At 72.8% G+C, this 16013-nt stretch carries 14 protein-coding genes; 7 read left to right on the top strand and 7 right to left on the bottom strand.

Translation table 11 applies throughout. The features are described 5' to 3' along the window. The 3 genes from ACFW1I_RS10050 to ACFW1I_RS10040 all read left to right on the top strand — a co-directional run. Positions 1 to 762 (top strand): tRNA dihydrouridine synthase (locus ACFW1I_RS10050; protein ID WP_384668207.1); only part of this gene is annotated, 762 nt, incomplete at its 5' end. 358 nt (positions 763 to 1120) lie between these two features. Then, on the top strand, positions 1121 to 3832 hold the full coding sequence (ppdK, locus tag ACFW1I_RS10045) for a pyruvate, phosphate dikinase (protein ID WP_384668205.1): 2712 nt from the start codon (positions 1121 to 1123) through the stop codon (positions 3830 to 3832). Between the two features lie 495 nt (positions 3833 to 4327). Then, positions 4328 to 5356: an ArsR/SmtB family transcription factor gene (locus tag ACFW1I_RS10040; RefSeq protein WP_384668204.1), complete on the top strand. Its 1029-nt coding sequence runs from the start codon at positions 4328 to 4330 to the stop codon at positions 5354 to 5356. On the opposite strand, the gene ACFW1I_RS10035 is transcribed toward ACFW1I_RS10040, so the two are convergent. After that, complete coding sequence (locus ACFW1I_RS10035; RefSeq protein WP_384668201.1) at positions 5326 to 6486, bottom strand: alkaline phosphatase PhoX; 1161 nt, start codon at positions 6484 to 6486, stop codon at positions 5326 to 5328. The two genes, ACFW1I_RS10040 and ACFW1I_RS10035, sit on opposite strands and share 31 nt — an antisense overlap. A 167-nt stretch (positions 6487 to 6653) precedes the next feature. On the opposite strand from ACFW1I_RS10035, the gene ACFW1I_RS10030 reads away from it, so the two are divergent. From ACFW1I_RS10030 to ACFW1I_RS10020, 3 genes are all read left to right on the top strand, one after another. Then, complete coding sequence (locus ACFW1I_RS10030) at positions 6654 to 7682, top strand: hypothetical protein (protein ID WP_384668199.1); 1029 nt, start codon at positions 6654 to 6656, stop codon at positions 7680 to 7682. A 57-nt stretch (positions 7683 to 7739) separates the two neighbouring features. Then, entirely contained in the window at positions 7740 to 8207 is a 468-nt protein-coding gene (locus tag ACFW1I_RS10025) for a group III truncated hemoglobin (protein WP_384668196.1), read from the top strand. A 91-nt stretch (positions 8208 to 8298) separates the two neighbouring features. Further along, positions 8299 to 8712 (top strand): VOC family protein, encoded by a 414-nt coding sequence (locus ACFW1I_RS10020; RefSeq protein WP_384668194.1) that lies wholly within the window; start codon positions 8299 to 8301, stop codon positions 8710 to 8712. 17 nt (positions 8713 to 8729) lie between these two features. On the opposite strand, the gene ACFW1I_RS10015 is transcribed toward ACFW1I_RS10020, so the two are convergent. From ACFW1I_RS10015 to ACFW1I_RS09995, 5 genes are all read right to left on the bottom strand, one after another. Beyond that, positions 8730 to 9491: an SDR family NAD(P)-dependent oxidoreductase gene (locus tag ACFW1I_RS10015; protein WP_384668191.1), complete on the bottom strand. Its 762-nt coding sequence runs from the start codon at positions 9489 to 9491 to the stop codon at positions 8730 to 8732. A gap of 115 nt (positions 9492 to 9606) precedes the next feature. Then, the gene (locus tag ACFW1I_RS10010; RefSeq protein WP_384668189.1) at positions 9607 to 10191 is read right to left on the bottom strand and encodes a TetR/AcrR family transcriptional regulator; all 585 of its coding nucleotides are present in this window, start codon (positions 10189 to 10191) and stop codon (positions 9607 to 9609) included. A gap of 37 nt (positions 10192 to 10228) precedes the next feature. Next, complete coding sequence (gene nirD, locus ACFW1I_RS10005; protein ID WP_384668186.1) at positions 10229 to 10558, bottom strand: nitrite reductase small subunit NirD; 330 nt, start codon at positions 10556 to 10558, stop codon at positions 10229 to 10231. Next, positions 10555 to 13092: a nitrite reductase large subunit NirB gene (gene nirB, locus ACFW1I_RS10000; protein WP_384668184.1), complete on the bottom strand. Its 2538-nt coding sequence runs from the start codon at positions 13090 to 13092 to the stop codon at positions 10555 to 10557. Before nirB ends, nirD begins: the two co-directional genes overlap by 4 nt. After that, positions 13089 to 14279 carry an NAD(P)/FAD-dependent oxidoreductase gene (locus ACFW1I_RS09995; protein ID WP_384668181.1) on the bottom strand — a complete coding sequence of 397 codons (1191 nt, stop codon included), beginning with the start codon at positions 14277 to 14279 and terminating at the stop codon, positions 13089 to 13091. Before ACFW1I_RS09995 ends, nirB begins: the two co-directional genes overlap by 4 nt. Positions 14280 to 14461: 182 nt before the next feature. Between ACFW1I_RS09995 and ACFW1I_RS09990 the strand changes: the two genes are divergently transcribed. Next, entirely contained in the window at positions 14462 to 15247 is a 786-nt protein-coding gene (locus tag ACFW1I_RS09990; protein ID WP_384668178.1) for a sulfite exporter TauE/SafE family protein, read from the top strand. A 9-nt stretch (positions 15248 to 15256) separates the two neighbouring features. Here the strand turns inward: ACFW1I_RS09990 and ACFW1I_RS09985 are convergent, their stop codons facing one another. Further along, positions 15257 to 15877, bottom strand: a complete 621-nt coding sequence (locus ACFW1I_RS09985) for a class F sortase (protein WP_384668176.1) — start codon at positions 15875 to 15877, stop codon at positions 15257 to 15259. Between the last annotated feature and the right edge of the window lie 136 nt (positions 15878 to 16013).

Genomic DNA, 16013 nt, shown 5'->3' with positions numbered 1-16013 from the left:
ACGCGGCCGCTGCTCCGGGCGATCCTGCACGAGGCCGTGACGAACGCGGGCGACCTGCCGGTCACCATGAAGATGCGCAAGGGCATCGACGACGACCACATCACCTACCTGGACGCGGGCCGGATCGCGGTCGAGGAGGGCGTGACGGCGATCGCCCTGCACGGGCGGACGGCGGCGCAGCACTACGGCGGTACGGCCGACTGGGACGCGATCGCGCGGCTCAAGGAGCACGTGCCGGAGATCCCGGTGCTGGGCAACGGCGACATCTGGTCGGCGGACGACGCCGTGCGGATGATGCGCGAGACCGGCTGCGACGGCGTGGTCGTGGGCCGTGGCTGCCTGGGCCGGCCGTGGCTCTTCGCGGACCTGGTGGCGGGCCTGGAGGGCACCGGGGAGTACCGGACGCCGGGGCTGCGGGAGGTCGCGGAGGTGATGGTGCGGCACGCGACGCTGCTCGGCGAGTGGATCGGCGACGAGTCGCGGGGTGTCATCGACTTCCGGAAGCACGTGGCCTGGTACCTGAAGGGGTTCTCGGTCGGTTCGGAGATGCGCAAGCGGCTCGCGATCACCTCGTCCCTGGACGAGCTGCGCGCTCAGTTGAGCGAGCTGGACCTGGACCAGCCGTGGCCGGTGGGCGCGGACGGTCCCCGGGGCCGTACGTCCGGAAACAACCGGGTTGTCCTGCCGGACGGCTGGCTGAAGGACCCCTACGACTGTGCCGGAGTGAGCGAGGACGCCGAGCTGGACACGTCCGGGGGCTGAGATTTTCGGCCTTCCAGGGGAGTGATCCTCGCCACCCCTGAGGGGGGTGGTGCTCAGATGAGCAGGTTACAAGTGGGTGCACTGCCTGAAGGGGTGGCACTGGGTGCCACCCCTTTTGTGTTCAAGAGTTGAACGCAAATGCGCATAGAAGGCGCTCATGTGAGCGCGTTATCCCTGGAATGGGTCAAGCGGGCTTCGGGGCGTGAATGCGGAAGCTTCGCGTCGGTAACTTTCGAAGTGGTGGCGGACGGGTGGTTACGACCGTGTGACCGGTAGGCGTACCTCCCCAGAAGCCTTCGATCTGGGTATGTTCCTCGCCGTCAGGGCAGCCAACCGAGTCGTCGAGGAGTCGAGACCCGTGTCGGAAAACAATGATCAGAAGTTCGTGTACGACTTCACCGAGGGCAACAGGGACCTGAAGGACCTGCTCGGTGGCAAGGGGGCCAACCTCGCCGAGATGACCAACCTCGGCCTCCCGGTCCCTCCGGGCTTCACGATCACCACCGAGGCGTGCAAGGTCTACCTCGAGTCCGGCTCGGAGCCCGCCGCCCTGCGCGACGAGGTCTCGGCCCACCTCGACGCCCTCGAGCGGCAGATGGGCAAGAAGCTCGGCCAGGCGGACGACCCGCTGCTGGTCTCGGTCCGCTCGGGCGCCAAGTTCTCCATGCCGGGCATGATGGACACGGTCCTCAACATCGGCCTCTCCGACGAGTCCGTCGCCGGCCTCGCCCGCCAGGCCGACAACGAGCGCTTCGCCTGGGACTCGTACCGCCGCCTCATCCAGATGTTCGGCAAGACCGTGCTGGGCGTCGACGGCGAGCACTTCGAGGACGCCCTCGACGAGGCCAAGGCCGCCAAGAAGGTCGCCAGCGACACCGACCTGGACGCCGGGGACCTGAAGAAGGTCGTCGAGCGGTTCAAGGAGATCGTGAAGGCCGACACCGGCCGCGACTTCCCGCAGGACCCGCGCGAGCAGATGGACCTCGCCATCGAGGCCGTCTTCAACTCCTGGAACACGGACCGCGCCAAGCTGTACCGCCGCCAGGAGCGCATCCCGGGCGACCTCGGCACCGCCGTCAACGTCTGCTCGATGGTCTTCGGCAACCTCGGCCCGGACTCCGGCACCGGTGTCGCCTTCACCCGCGACCCCGCCTCCGGCCACCAGGGCGTCTACGGCGACTACCTGCAGAACGCGCAGGGCGAGGACGTCGTCGCCGGCATCCGCAACACGGTGCCGCTGGCCGACCTCGAGTCGATCGACAAGAAGTCGTACGACCAGCTCATGCAGATCATGGAGACGCTGGAGACCCACTACAAGGATCTCTGCGACATCGAGTTCACCATCGAGCGCGGCCAGCTCTGGATGCTGCAGACCCGCGTCGGCAAGCGCACCGCCGGTGCCGCCTTCCGCATCGCGACCCAGCTGGTGGACCAGGGCCTGATCGACGAGGCCGAGGCGCTCCAGCGCGTCACCGGCGCCCAGCTCGCCCAGCTGATGTTCCCGAAGTTCGACGAGGACGCCAAGGTCGAGCAGATCGGCCGCGGCATCGCCGCCTCCCCGGGCGCGGCCGTCGGCAAGGCCGTCTTCGACTCGTACACGGCCGTCAAGTGGTCCCGCTCCGGCGAGAAGGTCATCCTGATCCGCCGCGAGACCAACCCGGACGACCTGGACGGCATGATCGCCGCCGAGGGCATCCTGACCTCGCGCGGCGGCAAGACCTCGCACGCCGCCGTCGTCGCCCGCGGCATGGGCAAGACCTGTGTCTGCGGCGCCGAGGAGCTGGAGGTCGACACCAAGCGCCGCCGGATGACCACCGCCTCGGGCGCGGTCGTCGAGGAGGGCGACGTCGTCTCCATCGACGGCTCCACCGGCAAGGTGTACCTCGGTGAGGTACCCGTCGTACCGTCCCCGGTCGTCGAGTACTTCGAGGGCCGCATGCACGCCGGCGCCGACGACGCCGACGAGCTGGTCCAGGCCGTCCACCGGATCATGGCCTACGCCGACCGCGTCCGCCGCCTGCGGGTCCGCGCCAACGCCGACAACGCCGAGGACGCCTCCCGCGCCCGCCGCTTCGGCGCCCAGGGCATCGGCCTGTGCCGCACCGAGCACATGTTCCTCGGCGAGCGCCGCCAGTACGTCGAGCGGCTGATCCTGGCCGACACCGACGACGAGCGCGACGACGCCCTCAAGGCCCTGCTGCCGCTCCAGAAGACCGACTTCGTCGAGCTCTTCGAGGCGATGGACGGCCTGCCGGTCACGGTCCGCCTGCTGGACCCGCCGCTCCACGAGTTCCTGCCCGACATCACCGAGCTGTCGGTGCGCGTCGCCCTCGCCGAGTCCCGCAAGGAGCCGCACGAGAACGACCTGCGCCTGCTCCAGGCCGTGCACCGGCTGCACGAGCAGAACCCGATGCTGGGTCTGCGCGGCGTCCGCCTCGGCCTGGTCATCCCCGGCCTGTTCACCATGCAGGTCCGGGCGATCGCCGAGGCCGCGGCCGCGCGGATCGACGCCAAGGGCGACCCGCGCGTCGAGATCATGATCCCGCTCGTCGGCACCGTCCAGGAGCTGGAGATCGTCCGCGAGGACGCCGAGAAGGTCATCGCCGAGGTCGTGGCGGAGACCGGCGTGGAGCTGAAGCTGGCGCTCGGCACCATGATCGAGCTGCCCCGCGCGGCCGTCACCGCCGGCCAGATCGCCGAGGCCGCCGAGTTCTTCTCCTTCGGCACCAACGACCTCACGCAGACGGTCTGGGGCTTCTCCCGCGACGACGTGGAGGCCAGCTTCTTCACCGCCTACCTGGAGAAGGGCATCTTCGGCGTCAGCCCCTTCGAGACCATCGACAAGGACGGCGTCGGCGCGCTGGTCCGCTCCGCGGTCCAGGCCGGCCGGGCCACCCGCCCCGACATCAAGCTCGGTGTCTGCGGCGAGCACGGCGGCGACCCGGAGTCGGTGCACTTCTTCCACGAGGTCGGCCTCGACTACGTCTCCTGCTCGCCGTTCCGGATCCCGGTGGCGCGCCTGGAGGCCGGTCGCGCGGCGGCCGAGGCCAAGGGCAGCGACAGCCGCTGACCCGAGGGGCCCGAGCGCCCCGCGAAGCCCCCGGGGCCGCCGTCGGCCATCCCTTCCGAACCCTCACCGGCGGACGGCGGCCCCGGATCCGAAAGAGACGGGACGGACACCTTGTGCGGAGGTGTCCGTCCCGTCGTTTTCACGTCAGATTCATGTGCAATTACGTCCGCATTGAATTATTGGAAATTGAACGTCTGTGTTTGCGGATGTTTCGGCTGTGGCCCCCGGATCCCCACCCGGGGGCCACACCCTTTTTCATGGTGTCGGGCAGGTGAGCCGCAACCCTCGCCGACCGCCGCCGGACGGGCAAAGCCCCCCACGGTCTTCACCACGTCACCTCGGTCCTGAAGGTTTCCTGCCCGACCCGCACAGCATTTCCGTTGGGCCGTGTTCGCCGCGATGCTTTTCAACTGTGGCTGAAACACCCTGGTAACGTGCAGTGATGGTGTGCATACTCGACCGCGGGGTGGTTGCGAGTGCACAGGTGGGGACTTCATGCTTCGTATTCATTTCACCGCGGACGATCTGGCGGGGGTGCGGATCGCCGCCCGTCCTGACGTCCTGTGGGAAACGATTCTCAGCTTTCACCGTTTAAGGGACCGGCGCGGCCCGGTGGTGTTCGGCGGATGGCGCACCGAAACGAGGGCGCGGCTCGGCGGGGAGACCCGGCTGCTGGCCGCCCTCGTCCCGAGCCGCGGCTATTTCCCCGATTTCCTCACCCCCGCGGAGGGCCTCCACGGCCTCGACGACGGGCTCGGGGCGGTCCGCGCGACCACGCCCGGCCGGCTCCGCTCGGAGCTGTCCCTGCTGGCCGCCGACCGCTCGGGCGGCCGCACCGTGCCGCACTCGCTGCGGGCCCTCGCCGACGGCGGCCCGGAGCCCTTCGACCGGCTGCTCGGGGCGCTGCGCAGTTACCACCGGGCGGCCGTCGAGCCGTACTGGCCGCACATCCAGGCCCGGGTGGAGGCGGACCGGGCCCGGCGCGGGCGGGCCGTCCTGGACGGCGGCGCGGAGGAGCTGCTCGACTCGCTGCCGCCGATGCTGACCTGGCGGGCTCCGGTCCTGGAGGCCGCCTACCCGGTCGACCGGGACGTGCACCTGGACGGGCGGGGGCTGCTGCTCCAGCCCTCGTACTTCTGCCGGGGCACGCCGGTGATGCTGCGGGACCCGGCGCTGCCGCCGGTGCTGGTCTACCCGGTGACCCACGGGGAGGCGCCGACGGTCCGTCCGCCGGGCGTGTCCTCGCTGGCGAAGCTGGTGGGCCAGACCCGCGCGGAGGTCCTGCAGGCCATCGGGGACGGCGGGACGACGAGCGAGCTGGCGCGGCGGGCCGGGGTGTCGCTCGCCTCGGCGAGCCAGCACGCGGGCGTGCTGCGGGAGGCCGGCCTGATCGCCACCCTCCGGCACGGGAACGCGGTGCTGCACACGCTGACGCCGCTGGGCGCCGCGCTCCTCGGCGGAGGCGGGGCCCAGCGGCGGGGGGAGGAGCGCTGTTACGCCCGGAACGGGCCGGTCACCTCGTAGGTGATGCCGCCCGAGGAGCTGCCGGTGGTGCCGCGCTGGCTGGAGAAGTACAGCCGGGTGCCGTCGGGGGAGAAGGCCGGTCCGGTGATCTCGGAGGAGGACTGGCCGGTGATCTGCAGGAACGGCGCGACGGTGTCGTCCGGGGTGATCAGGCAGATCTCCATGTTGCCGCCGTCCTCGGCGATGAACAGGTCGCCGGAGGAGGAGCCGGTGACATTGTCCACGCCGGTGAGCGGGGCGGCGCCGCCGGGCACCAGCGAGTCGTCGTAGGCGAGCTCGTAGGTGCTGTTCGCGAGGTTCAGCTGCCAGAGGCGGTTGTCGCCCTTGGTGGTGAACCAGACGGTGTCGTTGGCGTAGTGGCAGCCCTCGCCGCCGCTGAACCGCTTGGCGCCGGAGACCTGGTTGCGGGTGCTGGTCGGGGAGCCGTCCGGGTCCGGCACGTTCTGCCAGGTGAAGGAGCCGGAGGTGGCCGTGCCGGCCTTGAGCACCTGGAGGGTGCCGGAGGAGAGGTTGCCCCAGGTGGTCGGGACGAAGCGGTAGAAGCAGCCGTCCGACTCGTCCTCGGTCAGGTAGATCGCCTTGCGGACCGGGTCGGCGGCGGCGGCCTCGTGCTTGAAGCGGCCCATGGCGTCCCGGCGGACGGCCGCGTTCACGCCGTACGGGTCGGTCTCGTACACGTACCCGAGGCTGACCTCCTCGCAGGAGAGCCAGGTGTTCCACGGGGTCTTGCCGCCGGCGCAGTTCTGCCGGGTGTTCGACAGGACGCGGTAGGCGCTCGTCACGGTGCCGGACGAGTCGAAGCGCAGGGCGCTCGCGCCGCCGCTCGGGTTGATCTCCGAGTTGGAGACGTAGATCCAGCCGGTGCCGTCGGCGTAGCACGCGCCGCCGTCGGGGGCGTTGTGCCAGGTGTACGAGGTGCCGGGGACGGTCTGTCCCGAGCGGGCGACGATCCGGCTGGTGAAGCCGGCGGGCAGCATGATGCCGTTCGCGTTCGCCGGGCCGAGCGCTCCGTAGGGGCCGGCGCCGGGCTGGGCGGGGGCCGCGTAGGCGGCGCCCCGCATCAGGGTGCCGCCGAAGGCGGCCGCCGACGTGCCGATGGCCGCTCCACGCAGGAAACTGCGTCGCTCCACGTCTTCTCTCCAGGGGTGTGGTGACCGCCCGCCGCACGGTCAGCGGCGGGGCCGCGCGAGGGGAATCTAGGAGTGCGGAATTGACTGTGCATCAACAAACGGTGACGGGGAAGGGGCGGGCGCGGGGCGGGGGAGTCGGTGTCGGAGCGGGACGCTAGGTTCGCGCCATGACGATCACCGCACAGTTGCTCGGATCGGTACGGCTGCCGGGTGCGGCGGGGCTCGTGGACGGGCATGCCCGCCCGGCCGGGCCCGGCCGCCTCGCGCTCCGGCGGGACGACCGCCTGGAGGTGTACGACCTGGCGGCGCTCCTCGCCGGCTCGACCGCCCCCGTGGCGTCCTTCCCGGCGCCCTGGCCCGGCTGGGACCGGGGCGTCGACGCGGTCGCCCCGGACCTCGGCCTCGCCGTCTTCTCGGGGCAGCGCGCCGTCCGCGCGGTGGCCGCCGACGGGCGCCTCCTCTGGGAGCACCGGCACGGCTGCTGGGGCCCCGTGGTGGACCATCCGCACACCGGCGACGAACAGGAGGTCTGCGAGGGGCTCGAACACGGCTCGGTGCTCGTCCCGGGCGACGGGACCGCCGTCTGGGCCCACGTCGTCGCCGAGGACGGCCAGGAGCGGTGGGTGGTGCTCGACGCCCGGGACGGGCGGGAGCTCGCCCGCGTCCCGCTGGAGGACAGCGTGGCCTCCGGCTCGCACCAGCTCGCCCTGCCCGGCGACGGCACCGTCCTGCTGTGCGTCGGCATGGGGCAGGACGGGGTGCTGCTGTACGGGGCCCGCGCGGACGGGGCGGGGGTGTCCGTACGGGACCTGGGGGAGGACCTCGACCGGATCCTGGTCGACGTCCACCCCGCCCGCCCCGGCTACCTGACCGTCGATCACTCCTGCCACGACCTCCAGCTGCACGCCCCCGACGGCACCGTCCTCGCCGAGCGGGACGCCGACGAGCTGGGCGGGGACCGGCGCTGGGACTACGCGGCGGACTTCACCGGCGCCGAGACGGTCCTCGCCGTCGCAGAGGACCCGGAGGGCGGGGCGGGCCACTGGCTCCTCGACGCCGGCACCCTCGCGCTCCTCGGTCCCGTCGCGTACCCCCGCCCCGTCACCGGGTACGTCCGCGGCCTCGGCGACGGCACCTGGCTCACCCACGACCGGGCGACCGACACCCTCAGCCGCTGGGCCCCGGCGGCGTCCTGAGCGCGGGCGGGACCTTCGGCACTGCCGGGCGGGGGGCCCGCCCGGCAGACTGGTCGCATGCGCGAGACCCGGGAGCTCACCGACATCGGCGGCCGCGACGACCTCGACGTGCTGCTGCGCCGCTTCTACCAGGCCGCCTTCGCCGATCCCCTGATCGGCCCGTTCTTCACCGAGGTCGCCGGCACGGACCTGGAGGTCCATCTGCCGCGCATCGCGGACTTCTGGGAGCGCGCGCTCTTCCGCACCGCCGCGTACGCCCGGGACGCCTTCGCCCCGCACGCCGCCCTGCACTCCGCCCGGCCGCTCGCCCCCGCCCACTTCGGGCGGTGGGTGCAGCTCTGGCACGCCGCCGTCGACGGGCTGCACCGGGGGCCGCTCGCGGACCGCGCCAAGGCGACGGGGGAGCGGATCGCCGTCGCGATGGCGAGGCGGCTGGGCGGCCCTGGCGCGCAGGCCGAGGCGGCGGCCGGCGGGACCGGCGGCTTCGTCCCGCTGGCGGCGCTCACGCTGCGCGCGGCGGCCTGAGCGAAAAAACTTCTCCGGAGAGCGATGAGTTCGGGCCACCCCGCCCGTCCTACCTCTCGACAGCACCGCACGACGGAGAAGAGAGAGCGCCATGGCCCCGCAGATGATCTTCGTGAACCTGCCCGTGAAGGACCTCGACGTCAGCAAGGCCTTCTACGAGAAGCTCGGGTACACGATCAACCCGCAGTTCAGCGACGAGACCGCGGCCTGTGTGGTGATCAGCGACACCATCTTCGTCATGCTGCTCACCGAGGAGAAGTTCGGCACCTTCACCGCCCCCGGCAAGCGGATCGCCGACGCCACCGCGACCACCCAGGTGCTGCTCACGCTGAGCGCCGAGAGCCGCGAGAAGACCGACGAGCTGGCCGACCGGGCCCTGGAGGTGGGCGGCGGACCGGCGAAGGAGCCGATGGACATGGGCTTCATGTACGGCCGCTCCTTCGCCGACCCGGACGGCCACCACTGGGAGGTCTTCTGGATGGACCCGGCCGCCGCGCAGGGCTGACCGCCCCGCCGGCGGGCTCAGGCGGAGACGCCGCCGTCGACCACCAGGTCCGTGCCGACGGTCGAGCCCGCCGCGTCCGAGGCGAGGTGGAGCACCGCCGCCGCCACCTCGGCCGCCGAGGTGATCCGGCCCAGCGGCGACTGCTCCTTCATCCGGACCTCCCGCTCGGCCTCCGTCTCGCCGGGCAGCAGCGACATCGTGGACTCGGCGGCGCCCGGGCTGACCGCGTTGATCCGCACCCCGTCGCCGATGTGGTCGCGGGCCGCGGCGCGGGTGAGCGCCGAGACGGCCGCCTTGGAGACCTGGTAGCCGAAGACGCCCGGGATCCGGACGTGCGGGCCCAGGTTGGACGAGATGTTGACGATCGCGCCGCCGCCGTGCGCCCGCATGTGGGCGACCTCGGCCTGGAGGGCGTTCAGGACGCCGGTGACGTTGGTGTCGAGCAGGGCCCGCCAGTCGTCGAGGGGGAAGTCGGCGGCGCTGTGGCCGCCCCGGAAGATCCCCGCGTTGTTCACGGCGACGTCGAGCCCGCCGTACGTCCCGACCGTGCGGCGGACCAGTTCGCGGGTGGACGCGGGGTCCGTGACGTCGGTCGTGACGGCGGTGGCGGTACCGCCTTCGGCCTCGACGAGGGCCACCGTGGCGTCGAGGGCGGCGGCGGTGCGGCCGGCGGCCACCACCTTCGCGCCCTCGGCGGCGAAGGCGCGGGCGATCTCCCGGCCGAGGCCGGAGCCGGCGCCGGTGACGAGGACGACGCGGTCGGTGAATCGTGCGGACATGGGAACTCCCCTGGTTCTCCGTCTGTTGCTCTTCGACTGTGTTGTACTTGACCGTACATTCCAGAATCCGGCCCGAGAAAAGGCGCCCCCGTGAGGGCGCCCGTCCCGCGGTCGCTCAGTCCAGCATCCGCAGGGCCTCCTCGGCCGCGTCCCGGACCCGGGCCGCGTCCGTCGACGCCTTGCCGACCACCCGTATCCCCTGGAGCAGCACCAGCAGCATCCGGGAGAGGGCCCGCGGATCGCGCTCCTCCGGCAGCTCGCCCTGGGCGCGGGCCCGGGTCAGCGCCGAGTGGAGCAGGGTCTCGATCTGCTCCCAGCTCAGCTCCACCCGGCGGGCCACCGCCGGATCGCGCGGGGCCAGCTCCGCCGCCGAGTTGGTGACGAAGCAGCCGTTCAGGCGCTCGTGCTCCGCCGTCGCCTCGGCGGCGAAGCGGCGGACCAGGGCCCGTACGGCCGGCAGCGCCGGGCCCGGCGCGGACAGCTCCTCGACGAGCCCCGGGTCCCGGGTCTCCAGGTAGCGGTCCAGCGCCTTCAGGTACAGCTCGTGCTTGTTGCCGAAGGTCGCGTAGATGCTGGCCCGGCCGATGCCGAGGTGCTCCACGAGGTCCGCCATCGACGTCGCCTCGTAGCCGCGCGCCCAGAACAGGTCGAGCGCCGCCTGGAGCGCGGCCCCGGGGTCGAATTCCTTGGTCCTGGCCACGCGAGGACCGTATGCCTTTCTGGAACGATCGGTCAAGTCATGCGAGGCGGACCGGATAGACCGCCACCGTCACCTCGTCGTCGTCCAGGCACCGCCCGGTCTCCAGGTCGAAGCGCTGCTTCAGGAGCGGCGAGGCCACGTACGGACGCCCGTCCGCCGTGCCGATCAGCCCCCGGGACAGCACCTGCGCCCCGGTGAACGGATCGCGGTTGTCGATCGCGTACGCCCGCCCCGCCCGGTCCCGGAAGACCGCTGCCTGCCGGCCGTCCGGCAGCAGCGCCGCCAGGCCCCGGCCCGGGGTCAGCCGGGCCTCCTCGCAGACCGCCATCCAGGAGTCCTCGGCGGGGGAGAGTTCGAGGGTCTTCATCGGGACATGGCTCCTTCCGGGGTGCCGATCGTCAGGATCGTGAGGTCCGGCTTGATCTGGTCCCGCTCCGGCACGAAACGCACCGTCGGGTCGGGCGTCTCCGGCGCGTTGACGAAGGAGACGAAGCGCCGCAGCCGCTCCGGGTCGTCGAGGGTCTGCGCCCACTCGTCCCGGTAGCCGGAGACGTGCGCCGCCATCAGCGCCTCCAGCTCGTCGCAGAGGCCCAGCGAGTCCTTCACGATCACGTCGCGGAGGTGGCCGAGGCCGCCCTCCAGGCGCTCCAGCCAGACCGACGTCCGCTCCAGGCGGTCCGCCGTCCGGATGTAGAACATCAGGAACCGGTCGATCAGCCGGACGAGTTCGGCGTCCGACAGGTCCTGCGCGAGCAGGTCCGCGTGGCGCGGGGTCGCGCCGCCGTTGCCGCCGACGTACAGGTTCCAGCCGTTCGCCGTGGCGATCACGCCGAAGTCCTTCGACTGGGCCTCGGCGCACTCGCGGGCGCAGCCGGAGACCGCCGACTTCAGCTTGTGCGGGGCGCGCAGGCCGCGGTAGCGCAGCTCCAGCCGGATCGCCATCCTCACCGAGTCCTGCACGCCGTAGCGGCACCAGGTCTGCCCCACGCAGGACTTCACCGTGCGCAGCGCCTTGCCGTAGGCGTGGCCGGACTCGAAGCCTGCGTCCACCAGGCGGGTCCAGATCGCCGGGAGCTGGTCGACGCGGGCGCCGAAGAGGTCGATCCGCTGACCGCCGGTGATCTTCGTGTAGAGGCCGTAGTCGCGGGCCACCTCGCCGATCACGATCAGCTTCTCCGGGGTGATCTCGCCGCCGGGGATGCGGGGGACCACCGAATAGGAGCCGTTGCGCTGGAGGTTGGCCAGGTGGTGGTCGTTGGTGTCCTGGAGGGCGGCCTGCTCGCCGTCGAGGATGTAGCCGCCCGACCCGATGGCCGGCGCGAGCGAGGCGAGGATGGAGCCGACGGTCGGCTTGCACACCTCGCAGCCCTCGCCGCCCTTCGCGCCGTCCCGCCCGTGCGAGTCGAGGAGCGCGGCGAAGGAGGTCACCCGCAGGGTGCGGGCGATCTCGTAGAGCTCGCTGCGGGTGTAGGAGAAGCAGCCGCACAGCCCCTGGTCGGCCGCCTTCGGCAGCAGCTTCTCGATCACCTTCACGCAACTGCCGCAGCCGGTGCCGGCCTTGGTGCACCTCTTCACCTCCGGCAGTGACGTGCACTGGCCGATGGCGTGCTTGGTGACGTTGTGGCAGGAGCAGATGACGGCGTCGTCGGGCAGCGCCGACGGGCCCAGCGCCACCGGCGCGCCCGCCCCCGCCGGAAGCACCAGCTGCTCGGGGGAGACCGGGGGCCTGGTGCCGGTGAGCGGGCGCAGCAGCCCGTACGACTCGGCGTCGCCGACCAGCACGCCGCCGAGGAGCCGGCCCTCGGCGTCCACCACCAGCTTCTTGTACACGCCGGCGCGGGAGTCCGCGTAGACGACGTCGAGGCAGCCCTCGGCGGTGCCGTGCGCGTCGCCGAAGGAGGCCACGTCCACCCCGAGCAGCTTCAGCTTGGTGGAGAGGTCGGCGCCGGTGAAGCCGGTGTCGTCGCCCGCCTCGTCGGCGAGGACCGCGGCGACCGTCTGCGCCATCTCGTAGCCCGGTGCGACCAGGCCGTAGACCCGCCCGTCGGAGGCGAGCGCGCACTCGCCGATGGCGAAGACCGCCGGGTCGGAGGTGCGGCACAGCTCGTCGACGGCGATGCCGCCGCGCTCGCCCACGTCCAGGCCGCAGTCGCGCGCCAGCTGGTCCCGGGGGCGGACGCCGGCCGAGAAGACCACCAGGTCGGTGGCGAGTTCGGTGCCGTCCGACAGCTTCATGCCGGTCACGGCACCGTCGGCGGTCACGACCTCCTGGGTGCCCGTGCCGGTGTGCACGGTCAGCCCCATCTGCTCGATCGTCCGCAGCAGCGCCGCGCCGCCGCCCTCGTCCACCTGCACCGGCATCAGCCGCGGCGCGAACTCCACGATGTGGGTGGCGAGCCCGAGGCCCTTGAGCGCGCCGGCCGCCTCCAGGCCGAGCAGACCGCCGCCGACCACCGCGCCGGTCGTCGCCGTCTTCGCGTACTCCTCGATGGCGAGCAGGTCCTCGACGGTGCGGTAGACGAAGCAGCCGGTGGCGTCCTTGCCGGGGACCGGGGGGACGAAGGGGTACGAGCCGGTGGCGAGCACCAGGTGGTCGTAGGCGACGACCCGCCCCGACCGGGCGGTCACCGTCCGCGCCGCGCGGTCCACGGCCACGACGGGCTCGTCCGTGTGCAGCTCGATGCCGTGCCGCTCCATGAAGCCGTCCTCGACCATCGACAGGTCGTCGGGCGTCTTCCCGGAGAAGTACGAGGTCAGCTGCACCCGGTCGTACGCCGGGCGGGGCTCCTCGCAGAGGACCACGATCCGGGCCCGCTCGGTGACGCCACGGTCGGCGAGCGCCTCCAGGAACCGCTGGCCGACCATTCCGTGGCCGACCAGGACGATGGTGGGGGTGGTCATGAGGAGCCTCCGTCGTGGGTGAGCAGGTGCAGCAGGGGGGCCTCCGGCAGGGCTTCGTCGCCCTCCCAGGCCCGGGCGAGCGCGCCGACCGCGGCCAGATCGCCGAGGAGGACGCCCCCGACGAGCCGGTTGTCGCGGACGACGACCTTGCGGTACGCGCCCCGGGTCGCGTCGGCCAGCTGGACGACGTCGTCCCCCGGCAGCGGCGTGGCCTCGCCGAAGGCGGCGAGGGCCAGCGGCCGGGCCCCGCCGAGGGTGAGCCGGGTGAGCGCCCGGGTGCCGGTGTAGCGGGGCCCGGTGGTGCCGGACAGCACGTCGGCGAGGACGTCGGCCTGTTCGAGCGCCGGGCCGGCCAGGCCGTAGACCCGGCCGTCGTGCTCGGCGCAGTCGCCGATCGCGTGGACGTACGGGTCCGAGGTGCGCAGCTCGTCGTCGACGACGATGCCGGTCCGCACGTCGAGCCCGGCCGCGCGGGCCAGCGCGACCCGGGGGCGCACCCCGCAGGCCAGCACCACGACCTGGGCGTCCAGGACGAAGCCGTCGGCCAGCTCGACCGCCGTCACCGCCCCGTCCCGCTGCCGCAGGCCGCTGACCCGGCACTCGGTGTGGGTCTCGACGCCGAGCCCGTCCAGGTGCTCCCGCAGCAGGGCGGAGGCGTGCGGGTCCAGATGCCGCTCCATCAGGCCCTCGCCCTGCTGGGTGAGGACCACCTCGGCGCCCAGCGCGGCCAGCGCCCGCGCCGCGGACACGCCGAGGAGCCCGCCGCCGACGACGACCGCCCGGATCCCCGGCCGGACGGCCTCGCGCAGGGCGAGGCAGTCGTCGAGGGTGCGGAAGGAGTGCACGCCCTCGGGGAGTTCCGCCCCGCGCAGTCCGCGCAGCGGCGGCAGCACCGGGTTGGAGCCGGTGGCGAGGACCAGCCGGTCGTAGCCGACCAGCGAGCCGTCGGCGCACTCGACCGTGCGGGCCGCCCGGTCGATGCCCACCACCCGCACGCCGCGGCGCACCGGCTCGCGGGGTGCGGGCAGGGCGACGACCTCGGGGGCGTACCGTCCGGCGAGGACGTCGGCGAGCAGCACGCGGTTGTACGGGGCGTGCGGCTCCTCCCCGAGGAGGGTGACCGGCAGGCGCTGGGCGAGGCGGAGGCCCGCCGTCCCGCCTCCGACCACCACGATCCGTGTACTCATGTCCGGAAGGGTGCGGCGCCGGTGTTTCCCGGTGGCATCCCGGCTGTTTCCCGTACGGAACGCTGATCTCAGCCGGGACGGGGGCGGGCTGTGAGGGCCGCGGGGCGCCGCAAGCTCAGAGCTTCCTCAATGATCACGAGATCGATGGACGGGCCAACGATCTCGTCCCTAGGGTCGCTGCCATGCCTGACATCGCCCTGACCACGCTGGTCCTGCTGTGCCTCGCCGCGCTCGTCGCGGGCTGGATCGACGCGGTGGTCGGCGGCGGCGGGCTGCTGCTCCTGCCGGCGCTGCTGATCGGGCTGCCGAACGCCACCTACCCGTACGTCACCGGCACCAACAAGGCGGTCGCGATCGTCGGCACGACGGGGGCGGCCGTCACCTACGCCCGCAAGACCAGGGTGCCGGTGTGGACGGCGGTACGGGTCGGGCTCGCGGCCCTCGCGGGCTCGACGGCCGGCGCGCTGTTCACGACCGCCGTCGACGAGGAGGTCCTGCGGCCGCTGATCATCGTGGTGCTCGTCGCGGTGGCCGCCTTCGTGATCCTGAAGCCGTCGTTCGGCGCGCGCCCGGACGGCGCGGAGCGGCCGCCGCTCACCCGGGCCCGGATCGTCACGGCGATCGTCCTGGTCGGCGGCGGGATCGGCTTCTACGACGGTCTGTTCGGGCCCGGCACCGGCACCTTCCTGGTGCTCGCCCTGACCGCCGTGCTCCACCTCGACCTGGTGACGGCCTCCGCCACCGCCAAGATCGTCAACGTCTGCACCAATGCGGGCGCGCTGGCCATGTTCGCCTACCAGGGCACGGTGTACTGGCAGCTGGCCGCGCTGCTGGCGGCCTTCAACCTGACGGGCGGGATGGTCGGCGCCCGGATGGCGCTGAGCAAGGGCTCGGGGTTCGTCCGCGCGGTGCTGCTGGTGGTGGTCCTGTCGATGGTGGCGAAGCTGGGCTGGGACCAGTGGGGCTGAGGCGCGGGCTCAGCGCACCCCGATGAGGTGCCCGAAGGCGACCACGTTCCCCTGGTAGCCGCCGCCCTTCGCGGAGAAGCCGCCGCCGCAGGTGATCACCCGGAGCTCGGCGCGGTCGGTCGCCCCGTACACCTTCTCGTCGGGGAAGGCGTCGTTGTCGTAGACCTCGACGGCGTCGACGGTGAAGACGGCGGTCCTCCCGTCCTCCCGGTCGATCTCGATCCGGTGGCCCTTCTTCAGGGCGCCCAGGGTGTAGAAGACGGCCGGGCCGCCGGCGTTGTCGACGTGGCCGGCGACGATCGCGGTGCCCTCGGCGCCGGGCGTCACGCCGTCCGCGTACCAGCCGGCCAGATTGCGGTCCTCGGCCGGCGGCACCTCCAGGGAGCCGTTCGGCGCCAGGCCGAGCCGGGTCATCGGGGCGTCCACGTCCGTCTCCGGGATGCGCAGCCGCACCGGCGGGGAGGACGGCAGCGGGTCGGCGGCGGCGTCGGTGTGCACGCTCGGCCCGGCGGCGAACGCCTGGGCGGCGGACGGCACGGGCGGGGTGACGTCCTGCGAGCCGTTCTGGACGAGCCAGAGGCCGACGCAGGCGGCCACCGCCAGGCCCCAGCCCTTGCTCCTGTTGCTCACGTCGGTTCCTCGGGGTCGCTGCGGCGGGGGACGGCGAGGGTCCCGCCCCCCGCCCCCCCCGGGGGGGGGCCCGGCGCGGGGGGGGCGCGGGGGGGGGGAAGATGGCCCCGGGGCCCCCCCCCCCCCCCCCCCCCAC

The sequence above is a fragment of the Streptomyces sp. NPDC058955 genome, from assembly GCF_042741435.1.
Lineage (GTDB): Bacteria > Actinomycetota > Actinomycetes > Streptomycetales > Streptomycetaceae > Streptomyces.
The sequence above is the reverse complement of the archived record's forward strand: the minus strand, read 5'-3'. Positions and strand labels throughout refer to the sequence as shown.